The sequence below is a fragment of the Elusimicrobiota bacterium genome, assembly GCA_041660185.1.
In the GTDB taxonomy this organism is placed as follows: domain Bacteria; phylum Elusimicrobiota; class Elusimicrobia; order 2-01-FULL-59-12; family 2-01-FULL-59-12; genus JBAZWU01.
This window is the reverse complement of the sequence record JBAZWU010000024.1, coordinates 1-11173: the sequence shown is the minus strand read 5'-3', so window position 1 is coordinate 11173 and position 11173 is coordinate 1. Positions and strand designations below refer to the sequence as shown.

At 57.9% G+C, this 11173-nt stretch carries 6 protein-coding genes and 1 pseudogene; 5 read left to right on the top strand and 2 right to left on the bottom strand.

Features of this window, described 5'->3' with window-relative positions:
- Nucleotides 1-204: 204 nt before the first annotated feature.
- On the top strand, nucleotides 205-801 hold the full coding sequence (locus WC859_10645; protein ID MFA5976604.1) for a hypothetical protein: 597 nt from the start codon (nucleotides 205-207) through the stop codon (nucleotides 799-801).
- A complete protein-coding gene (locus tag WC859_10640; GenBank protein MFA5976603.1) occupies nucleotides 798-1271 on the top strand; it encodes a hypothetical protein in 474 nt (157 codons plus the stop codon). The genes WC859_10645 and WC859_10640 overlap by 4 nt, the downstream gene beginning before the upstream one ends.
- A 36-nt stretch (nucleotides 1272-1307) precedes the next feature.
- Here the strand turns inward: WC859_10640 and WC859_10635 are convergent, their stop codons facing one another.
- Together WC859_10635 and WC859_10630 are read right to left on the bottom strand one after the other, a co-directional pair.
- Nucleotides 1308-2300 carry a zinc ribbon domain-containing protein gene (locus WC859_10635; protein MFA5976602.1) on the bottom strand — a complete coding sequence of 331 codons (993 nt, stop codon included), beginning with the start codon at nucleotides 2298-2300 and terminating at the stop codon, nucleotides 1308-1310.
- Nucleotides 2301-2315: 15 nt separating this feature from the next.
- On the bottom strand, nucleotides 2316-2813 hold the full coding sequence (locus WC859_10630) for a hypothetical protein (protein MFA5976601.1): 498 nt from the start codon (nucleotides 2811-2813) through the stop codon (nucleotides 2316-2318).
- A 238-nt stretch (nucleotides 2814-3051) separates the two neighbouring features.
- Between WC859_10630 and WC859_10625 the strand changes: the two are divergent.
- The 3 genes and pseudogenes from WC859_10625 to WC859_10615 all read left to right on the top strand — a co-directional run bounded on the left by WC859_10625 (nucleotide 3052) and on the right by WC859_10615 (nucleotide 11099).
- Nucleotides 3052-3304, top strand: a pseudogene (locus tag WC859_10625) (AbrB/MazE/SpoVT family DNA-binding domain-containing protein).
- A gap of 152 nt (nucleotides 3305-3456) precedes the next feature.
- Nucleotides 3457-9330 (top strand): DUF3320 domain-containing protein, encoded by a 5874-nt coding sequence (locus WC859_10620; GenBank protein MFA5976600.1) that lies wholly within the window; start codon nucleotides 3457-3459, stop codon nucleotides 9328-9330.
- Nucleotides 9331-9422: 92 nt separating this feature from the next.
- On the top strand, nucleotides 9423-11099 hold the full coding sequence (locus WC859_10615; protein MFA5976599.1) for an AAA family ATPase: 1677 nt from the start codon (nucleotides 9423-9425) through the stop codon (nucleotides 11097-11099).
- Nucleotides 11100-11173 lie beyond the last annotated feature (74 nt).

Genomic DNA, 11173 nt, shown 5'->3' with positions numbered 1-11173 from the left:
AGCAAGAAATGGACGATGCCGATCCGCGACTGGAAGGCTGCCTTGAACCGCTTTACGATCCAGTTCGAGGGGCGCCTTCCTCAGCGGTAACTCAAACTCCGTTTACACAAAATTCTGTACACCCTCACTGAAGATGATCGTGCGCTCTACCTTCGATCACATTCTCTTCGCCATCTTCAAAACAATGAGCTCTTTCGTCTTGGGGTGGCAGATTCGATCATCACAAAACGGTTCAATCGTACAAGTGTCCGTCAAAGCCATGAGTATGATCACCGGAGCCTCGCCGAAGAGCTTGCAAGCCTTGAACTAGCGACGGAGGTGGAGTTCGCACTAGGGGAAAAGACAGCTACCGTCCTTAAGATGATCAATGCTGGCAAGGCCTCAGGCCCCATAGTTGATGACTTCAAGCGCATCCAGGAAGCGGAAGGTGACGAAGCAGCGTTCGCGTTCCTCAGGGCGGAAGCGGATGGATTTCATGCAACACCTTACGGGACTTGCGTATCGAGTTTTACGGTGAGTCCGTGCCCGAAGCATCTCCAATGCTTCGATGGCTGTAGGCATCTGACTACCAGCGAGCGGCCAGAGGTAAAGAAGAATCTTCTTGCCTTGGAAGTTAAGTTGCTCGCCGCCGTAGAAGATGGGTCTTCACGACATGCGAAGACGATCGGCGCAGCGAACCAAGTTCGTCATGCACAATCGATGCTTACCGGTGTGCGCAAGCTCCTGACCGCGCAGCCAGGTGACCGGGTATTTCCCGATGGCCGCGACTTTTCTCGGCCGAACGCTGGAGAGGCTGAGTGAACAACGAGTATCCCGATCCGTCTGCGCGTGAATACGAAGACGTCATCAAATCCATATTGGAGGACCTGATCTCCATTGACCAAGACATAACTGCACGGGAGGTGGCACGTCGCCACCCCTCGTTGAAGGCTGCATCATCGATCACAAGGGACCCGGTCAGGCGAGCGATGCTGACCGAGTATCAACAAAGGCAAAAAGAGCTTCGTCAGTGGTCGGCGCGCACGCAAAAGACATCTGCTATATCTGTGGAACGAATCCTTGCCGACCGAGACGCGCGTATTGCAGAGCTGGAGCGTCAGGTGGACGTTCTCGTAGCATCCCACGTTGCAATGCTCCGGGCGGTTGGCGAGATGGGCGGCTTTGGCCAGTGGGCGAGATTCTTTGAGAAGACATCCCCCGTCCGTGCAATGTTGGCAGGAATGGGCGCCCTACCCGCCGGTGAAATTGTGCATTTGCCTGAGAGGGGTTAGCGTACACAAAGCTCTATACAGGCGAACCCTTGCGTCTCAGTCATCGCGGTCAGCCTTTTCAAGCAGGTGCCGGCAGTAACCGCAAAATTTGCTTTCCAATGCGTAATCATCGAGCGTTAGCCCTTCACCACACCTCCCGCATTGATTGGCGGGCAATTTAAAACCGCATGCAAAACATTGCCCTTCGTCGAATGCGTAGGTTGAGCGGTCGCATTCCGGGCAAGTTTCGTATGGGATCGGGTCACCATCTGTCATAGAAAGGTATGCAGCTGAAGCGTAATAGAGAGGAATGACCTCGGCCATCCAGTCTCCGACTTGCGCCTGCACTCGGCATGCATCGCACTTAAGCTCGATTGAAAACGGGTCTCCGTTGCTTGGATCGAGCTGTCGGAGCAATTGTGAAGAGCAATTCGAACACCCGCGGGATATCAACAGCTCTTGCATCGTCGACGGGGCCACGTCCCAATTTATGTACTGGAGCGTTTGCCGACAGACTTCCATCATCGATAAATAGATGGCACGCTGTTCTAGCATCATCTCCCATACTTCTTCGCCCAATGCTTCTGCGGCGACAACATCAAGGTGATCTGGAAGAAAAGAAGTCAGAAAGCGAAAGCCATCGACGAACGCGCCGCGCACCGGATCCATACCTTCTGGCATATAGTGATGTTCAAGAGTGTTGCGAACTCTTACAACACGCTCCAAGCTTTTCATATCAGCAATCACGCCAAACGACTTGAAGCGTTTCTCAATGTTCGCACGGTCAACCGTTTTATCGCCATCACGGACAAAGCAAAGGCCGCCGGATCCGTCTGGTGCGGGCATCAGATTTTGGTAGATTAGGATGTCGTCATAGGGCGACATTCGCCGCAACTTTTCCTTGCAAAGCAACAATAAACCCGTAGTTAGATTTCGTACTGCTGACGCTGATCGCTCGTGCTCAACGGACACGTAGTCAGCGGCACCCACCAGGATCGCATCAAGTGCGCTCTGGAAGAGCGGATGGCGTGGTGTAATGTTTGCGCTCATAGTCCTGAGATAGCGTCAGCTACCCGGCTCGATCACTTCGACACCACCACCGGGCAACGTGCGAACTAATCGCCCCTGCTCATCCTCACCCACATAGCCGCCTTCGGCGTACATCTTGGCGACGAACGCATCGTTCTCGGCATTGGGCTGGGCCAAGTACTGCGCGAACAGGTCCATAAACAGTCGTTCCTCGTCGGACTCGAGCTGGTCAGCGTCGAACTCGCCCCGGATCGCCGCATGCACCCGATCGAGCGTACGACCAGGTGACGACAACGGTTCATCGGGGATCAGATCTTCAACGGATTCAGGCGTGTTCATAGCGACCTCTGCGGTTGCCGATCCTGCGCTTGGCTGTTCGGTTGCCGACAATGGTACCCCCATCCCGTTAAAAGCTTCATCGCCTGCTGCTCGTGCTGCATAGCCAATTTCATCGCAGGTTTGCTGAAAGCCGGTCGAGGTGGTGAACGGCCTCGCTGAAATTCTCGCCCGCAAGATCGCTTGAGGATTGCCCACGTATCAGTTGGAAGGTGTCCAAGGTAAGCGACTGCCGTAGCCACCTTGCCCGCCGGGCAAGGTGGCTACGGCAGTCGCTTACGTTTCATCGCAGATATAGCCTGTTTCATCGCAGATATAGCCTATTTCATCGCAGCCAAAGCTGTAGATTCCCGCTCGTCTACGCGGGGCCTGGATCCCCCGGGGGGGGGGCTACCCCACCTGAACGCGGGGCCTGCGAAACCGGCAGCAGTCCACCATGACCACACTGACCGTTACGCCGCGGGGACAAGTCACCTTTCGGGAAGAGGTTCTGGAACACCTTGGCATCGAGCCGAGGGGAGAGGATTGAGCTTGATTTGCTTCCCGATGGTCAAGTCGCATTGAATGCAGCCCGGCCTGCGGGGTCGATGGCTGGCTTTGTAGGCCTGCTAGCCGGACGGACAGCAAAGGTTGCCACCATCGAAGAAATCAACGAGGCAACGGCAATGGGCTGGACGGATCGCGAGTGAATGTTGCCGTCGACACCAATGTGCCGGTCTATGCTGTCGCGATACCCACCGGCAACTAGTAGACATGGATTTGAACCAGTTCGGTCCCCAACGCTATCGCCGGACTATGATGGTCAGCAGCGTAGTCATTTACAAGTTAAGGGGGCAGTCCCATGGGTGTCGGGATCGAAGGAATCGTCGCAAGCAAGATCGGATTTGCTTCACACCAAAACTCAGTACCCATTCTCCGGGAACTGACCATATCGAATGATGCGGAGATCGATCACGACGACCTCGTCGTGGAGTTGACCGCCAGCCTTCCCTTCCTGGAGCCGAAGCGCTGGCGTATTGATCGTTTACTTCATGGCTCGAGCGTGCGCATCCCGGATCGGGACGTGAAACTGCATGCCGCCTACCTGGCGGAACTCACTGAAAGCTTACGCTCCGACTTGACGATCAGGGTTCGCGTCGGCGACGAGGTGATCGCCGAAACGTCATACCCCGTCGAGCTGTTGGCCAAAAACCAATGGGGTGGTGCACAGGCAATGCCCGAACTGCTCGCGGCGTTTTGCATGCCGAATGATCCTTCGATAGACCACATACTGAAGGGAGCCTCCGAAGTCCTGCGGCGCGCGGGAAAGAGAGACGCCATTGATGGCTATACAGCACAGTCACGAACCCGGACCTGGGAGCTTGTATCGGCGATCTGGTCCAGTGTCTGCGGCTTGGGTATCCGGTATGCACTGCCACCGGCAAGTTTTGAAACGCACGGTCAAAAGATCCGTACACCATCACTGATCCTGGACGGGGGTGTTGGCACGTGTCTGGATACGGCGCTGCTCTTTGCCGCCTCCTTGGAGCAAGCGGGCCTCAATGCGCTTATTGTCCTCACCCAGGGTCACGCCTTCGTCGGCGTGTGGCTGCAACCGCAGGAGTTCTCACAGCTCATTACGGAGGATGCATCCGCACTGAGAAAGCGCATTGCCTTAAAGGAGCTTGTTGCCTTTGAGACCACGCTTGCCACTCAGGCACCCGCACCGGGTTTTAGCCTTGCCGTGGAGCATGCCCAGCGGCAGGTGAACGACGACGACTTCATCATGGCGCTTGATCTCCGCCGCGCCCGCATGCAGCGCATTCGCCCGTTGGCCATCGCTGTCTCGCACCAGCACGCAGGTAGTGGTGCGGGAGAACCTGCCGCGACGATCAACGACGCACTTGAGGAGGCTCCTGCTCTCCCTAGCTTCGACGTCGACGTGACGATCGAGCCAGAGAGCCCAGCCGGAAAGCTGCAGTTGTGGCAGCGAAAGCTGTTGGACCTGACGACGCGCAACCGCCTCCTGCACGTGCCCGACAGTGCGAAAGCCATCCGGCTCATCTGTCCCGATCCAGCGGCTTTGGAGGATCAACTGGCGGAAGGCAAGCGTATTCGCATTGTGGCGATGCCCGATCTCGAAGCCGGTGGCCGGGACTCCGCACTCTATGAGCAGCAAAACCGGGAGAACTTGCGCGAGGCTTACGCCCGCAACGCGCTCAACCGTGCCGAAGTATTGGCAACACTGGAGAAGACGAAGCTCGAAGCCGCGCTGGTGGATATGTATCGCAAGGCACGTAGCGATCTCGATGAAGGTGGTGCCAATACACTGTTCCTGGCCATCGGATTCCTGAAGTGGAAAAAGGCGGCCGATGATCCCAAGTCCTATTCCGCGCCCTTGATCTTGTTGCCCGTTCGGCTCGAACGAAAGAGCGCGGTATCAGGGGTCACGATGACGATGCTGGACGAGGACCCCCGGTTCAATCTCACCCTCCTCGAGCTGCTTCGGCACGACTTCGAGCTCAACATACCCGGTCTGGATGGTGATCTTCCGACGGATCAGAGCGGCATCGATGTGGCGGGCATCTGGAATAAGGTCCGGCACGCGGTCCGCGACATGCCCGGGTTCGAGGTCACGGCCGAACTCGTGCTCGGGACGTTCTCCTTCGCCAAGTACCTCATGTGGAAGGACCTGACGGACCGTTCCGAGCAGCTGATGCAGAGTCCGATGGTCCACCATCTGCTGGAACGAAAGATCGGTGGGGAAGGCTTTCGATCGCCGGGTGAATTCCCTCGTCCCGAGCAACTCGACGCCCAGGTCGAGCCCGGGAAACTGTTCACGCCCCTGCCCGCGGATTCATCGCAGCTGGCCGCCGTCGTTGCTTCCGCAAGCGATCACAGTTTCGTGCTGGACGGTCCGCCGGGCACCGGCAAGTCACAAACCATCGCCAACATGATCGCCCATAACCTGGCCCTTGGCCGGCGCGTGTTGTTTGTGGCTGAGAAGATGGCCGCGCTCGATGTGGTGAAGCGGCGACTTGACGAGAAGAACATCGGCGAGTTCTGCCTGGAGCTTCATTCAAGCAAGGCTTCCAAGGTCGAGGTCCTCAAGCAGCTGGAGCGAGCTTGGGACACACGCGATGCACTCTCTCAAGAGGAGTGGCGCATTGAAGCCGAACGCGTACATGAGCTTAGGAGCAAGCTCAACGGGGTGGTCGGCGTGCTGCACAAGCGCTGGCCCAACGGACTGACAGTTCACCAGGCCATGGGGCGCGTCATCCGTGATGCGACGCCAAGTACCCCACGCCTGGCGTGGCCCGGTAGTACACGGCACGACGCGGCGCAGATCGCACGATTGCGCGACATAGCGCGTCGTCTCGATCTCAACCGCCAAGCCGCTGAAAGATCGCCGGGCGATTTCTCGCTACTGAGACACAGCGAATGGTCTAACGCCTGGCAAGAATCGGTCGCCGCCAATGCGCACGCGATGCTCTCCGCCATGGATCTCTGCCAGACGGCCTTCATCCAGGTGCTGGACCTGACCAAGATGCCTCTTGAGCGCGAGGAGTTCACCTGCATCCCCGCTCTTCTTGGTTTCACCAGGCTCCTTCCAGATGCCTATGGACTGGATCTTCGGTTTGCCTTCTCGCCGGAGAGCGCCTCCAAGCAGGCCGCTGCGAAGAAAGCGATCAGCTTCATTCGCGAGTACAGCAGCATCGAGGGCAGTTTGTCGTTTCCCTACGATCGCGAAGCGGCTCATCGTCTCCACATCGAAGACATTCAGCGGCATTGGGACGCTGCCGCACACAAATTCTGGTTCCTGGCGAGCCTCGCCAAGAAGAAAGTCGCTCGTCAGCTCGCCTTGGCGGGGGGTGTCACCAACCTTCCAGATGTTGCAGGGGATTTGCCGAAGCTTCGCCGAATTTGCGGCCTCCACGCTGAAGTCGATTCGCTCAGCCCTGATCTTCAGGGTATGCCTGGATGGGCTGGCCTCGCCACGAACATCCCGAAGATCTCGGCAGCGATGAAGCTTGCAGACGAGATCCGTGCAAGTCTTGTCGGTCTGGCCAAGGCGCCAGAGCATCTGGTGTTGCTGCGGCGGGCCGCAGCGTTTCTGATCGTCGAAGGCAATGACTTGCTGGCCCCAGTTGGAGCCATTGCCGGCGCGGTCGCCCTGCTGAAGAGTGCTTACGAGCGATTGCAACTGGCATTCATCCAGTTCACCGAGTTGTCGGGAACGGCTGTCGATGCGACAGCGGACCTGAAAACGCTCCGCGGAACCGCACAAGCCATCATAGGAAGCGAGTTTCAGCTCAAGGCATGGTGCGATTGGTGCCGGGTTCGGGATGAGGCGGAGGCTCTTGGCCTGTCTCCGCTGACGGACGCCGTCTTGGATCGCAGCGTAGCGTACGGATCGATCATCGACCTCTTCGAAGTGGCCTATGCACGTTGGTTCGCCATCGGCGCTATTGACGATGAGCCACTCCTGCGCGGTTTCGTACCAGCTGAGCACATGAGCGATATCGAAGCGTACCGGCGTGTGGACGACCAGCTCGCCAATCTCAGCAGCCGTTACATTCGCGCCAAGCTGTGTGGGCTGATTCCCGACAAGAACGAAGTTGCAGCAAGCAATGGCTTTCGCGTACTGAGGCACCAACTACAGCTGACGCGTCCTAGCAAGCCCGTGCGTCAGCTGGCGATGGAAATGGGCGATGTCATGTCGAAGCTGGCCCCTTGCATGCTGATGAGTCCACTCTCCATTGCCCAATATCTGCCAGCCGATCAGGGTTTATTTGATCTCGTGATTTTTGACGAGGCGTCGCAAATCGCGCCGTGGGATGCGATCGGTTCCATCGCGAGGGGCAAGCAGGTTGTGGTGGCGGGCGATCCCAACCAAATGCCACCCACCAGCTTCTTCAATCGTGGTGCGGGCGCCGGCGACGATGATACAGAGGAGGATATGGAGAGCATCCTTGATGAGTGCCTGGGCGCCGGAGTACCGAGCCACCGCCTCACCTGGCATTACCGCAGTCGCCACGAGAGTCTTATCGCGTTCTCCAATCACAACTATTACGACAACGAACTGATCACGTTTCCCGCGGCAGAGACTCGCGCAAGCGCTGTCGAGTGGCGCCGGGTACAAGGCGTGTACGCCAAGGGCAAAGGGCGTAACAACCAGATCGAGGCCAAGGCGATCGTCGAGGAGACCGTGAGGCGTCTAACCGATCCAGCGTTTGTCGCTTCGGGAAAGTCCATTGGCATCATCACGCTCAACGGTGAACAGCAGAAGCTGGTTAGCGATCTGCTTGATCAAGCCCGGGCCGAACATCCAGAAATCGAGCCCTATTTCCAGTTGGACCAGTCGGAGCCCGTCGTGGTGAAGAACCTCGAAACGGTTCAGGGCGACGAGCGCGATGTCATCATTCTCGGTATCGGATATGGCCCAGCCGAACCCGGCGCCCAGGTCATGTCAATGAATTTCGGCCCGCTCAACCGAGAAGGTGGCTGGCGGCGGCTCAATGTCGCAGTGACCCGGGCTCGCCAGGAAATGCTGGTTTTCACGTCCTTCGATCCGTCCATGGTCGACATGAATCGCACGTCGGCTCGCGCGGTCCACGACCTGCGCCACTTCATCGAGTTCGCTCAGCGCGGGCCGCGCGCCCTAGCTGAAGCTGTTCATGGCTCCGTAGGCGCATACGACAGCCCCTTCGAGCAATACGTGGCGGATGGTCTCCGCGCTAAAGGGTGGAATGTTGTGCCACAGATTGGCGTCTCACGCTTTCGCATCGACCTAGGTGTGATCCATCCCGATCATCCGGGGGACTATCTGGTCGGTGTGGAATGCGACGGAGCCACCTATCACAGTGCAGCCACCGCGCGGGACCGGGACAAAGTCCGCAGCGCGATCCTCGAAGGTCTGGGATGGAAGCTCCTACGCGTATGGTCGACGGAGTGGTGGGTCGACCGAACGGGGGCTCTCGAACGCTTGCATGTGGCCATCACGGACATGCTCGACAAATCGCGAATCAATGCTACCGCTGCCGCTGAAGCGGTGAAGAAGGCAATGAAAGCGGTTGCTGAGGCCCTGCCATTGCAACCCGATGCTGTCGTGCTTGATACCGGCGCAAAAATCGAACTGGGAGGCAGGTCGGGAGAACCGAAGGCAAGTGCCTCGGTTCTCGACGAACCCGTTATGCGCTTCGCGGACAACGCATCATCCGCGCCTGTGGCTGTCACTCATCGCGCATACCGCGTGGCCACCTATCCCGATTTAGTGGATCAACTGAAGCCCGATCTCTTCTATGACCCCTCATACGGAACGACGCTTGCCACCCTGATCCAGCGAGTCCTCCATCAGGAGGCGCCAATATTGGACACCCTCCTTGTGCAGCGTGTGGCGCGTGCGCACGGTTTCCAGCGAGCCGGACGTCTGATTCGGGAACGCGTTCTGGATCTCATCAAGCAAAATCACCACATCCAACCGGACCCACTGCATGGACACTTCGTATGGATGCAGTTCGACGACGTCGAGGGATGGGATTGCTTCCGCGTCCCGGCGACCACTGAGGACGCACGCTCTATCGAGGAAATCGGCATGCACGAACTTCGCTCCGCAGCTCGCACAGTGATACTCGGTGACCGAGCCGCCGAGGTAGCGAGGATTTTCGGGGTGAAGCGAGTGACGACACAGGCCAGATCGCGAATCGAGCATGCGATTCGGACGATGAACGCCTGAGAGGCACGTCAGTCAATGGTCAGGGCGTGGCGCGCCACGCGCATAGGTTACGCTACGCTTAGCGCCAAACAGCCAATAACAAGGAGCAGTGGATGGCATCTGCTAGACAGGATTTCGAACGCTATGTGCGATGGCTTTATCAGCCAGAAAAGCAGGTTCCAGAGGATGTGCGACGATTGGCCACCCTAGCACTACGCAATTTCAATGAGCTTGCAGGGACGTCGCGTCAGCGCAACCAGCGATCCGCTTGCCTCGTCGGGCTGATTCGCCGGGACCTTGCGAACACTGTCGCTGCTGCGCCTGCTGCAGCGGCTGAGGCTGATGCTGATGCCGGCGCATGGCCATGGACCAGGCTTCGCCATCTGACACTGGGTCCGTTTCGGGGTTTTCGAGTACCTGAGCCATTCGACCTCACGAAACAGATCATCCTCTTCTACGGTCCCAACGGCAGTGGCAAGACTAGCTTATGCGAAGGACTGGAGTACGCCCTCTTAGGCGACGTCGAAGAGGCTGGATACAAGCGTATTGCTGCTCGGACCTATCTAGCCAATGTCCACGACAGGCGATTCGACGCGCCAATTCTCAAAGCGACAGATCAACAAGGACGGGAGGTCGATGTCGTTCCCAGTCTCGATACCTATCGCTTCTGCTTCATCGAGAAGAATCGGATCGATGCGTTTTCAAGAATCGCTGCGCGTCCCAACGCTCAACGAGCCGAACTGATTGCCACCCTCTTCGGCATGGATCAGTTCAACGAGTTCGTCAGCCATTTCAATGAGTCCATTGACGGCCAGCTCGTCCTTCTCAGCGAACGGCAAAACACCTTAGCGGCGCGCCGTGATGCGTTGGCCGAGGACCGCACGACTGTCGAGGGCAAGACGGCATCTGAAAAGTCGCTAACTGATGAGGAAGCTGCTCTTGCGAGGGAGTATGCAGCCAACATCACATACGAAGCACTCAAGAATCTAATCGGTACCGCTGAAGCCCCTGGTCGGCTTCAGGAGCTTGACGGCATTCTGGAAGCGGCGCCGTCGAATGTGCTTGGTCTAACGCGTAAAAGCCTCCTGGACGCTCTTGGAAAAGCCCGGCAATGTGGCGAAGAACTCGATGCCATCATCGCTGCACTTCGCGCCAAAAGCGACCAAGTCTCTTTCAAAGCACTGTATGACTCGGTGCTCGCTCTGGAGGATGTTGTCGGAGATCGTTGCCCTGCATGTGACACTCCGCTGGACGGCCAGCCTCACGTGGCAACAAATCCCTACCAAAAAGCGACTGAAGGCTTGAGGCAGCTTCAAGAACTTGGCGTACTTCAAGATCAGCAACAGACCGCGCAGACCATGCTTGGACAAGCGTCTCGCGAGTTGCGCCAGATGTTTGTTCCCATCGCCGCGTTCGTCGCAGCTCAGAACGAGGAAGATACAGGTACCGGCCGTTGGGTACTGCAGTTGCCAGGGGATCCTGTGGGGTGTTGGTGGTCAGCTGCTTTTCCTCAAGCCGCCGCCATTCAAGCCGGGCTTCCGTCAGTGGACGACATCCTGGCGGTGGTCGATCGCATGGCAGCACAAGATGATGTGTCACGACAGGCACAACAGGATCGGCAGCCCCACGTTGTCGAGCGCCGTCGGCTCAGCGAGTTCCAGCCCCGGGTTCACGCACAGGACCTAAAGCGGCAACAACTGAAAAATAACGTCGAAGCCGCAAGCAACCGCATCAAGGTGAGCTTGCCCACGAACTTCGTACCCCATAACCGTGGTCATGGACTGGCGTAATGGGCCTGAGCGGCAAGCCAGTGTTTCTCGAACTGCATCGGGCTGACATAGTTCAAGGTGGAGTGTAGTCGGGA

What these genes read in the sequence shown, in the direction of transcription:
- WC859_10615 (MFA5976599.1), top strand. Translation starts at nt 9,423, where the DNA reads ATGGCATCTGCTAGACAGGATTTCGAACGCTATGTGCGATGGCTTTAT.
- WC859_10635 (MFA5976602.1), bottom strand. Translation starts at nt 2,300, where the DNA reads ATGAGCGCAAACATTACACCACGCCATCCGCTCTTCCAGAGCGCACTT.
- WC859_10620 (MFA5976600.1), top strand. Translation starts at nt 3,457, where the DNA reads ATGGGTGTCGGGATCGAAGGAATCGTCGCAAGCAAGATCGGATTTGCT.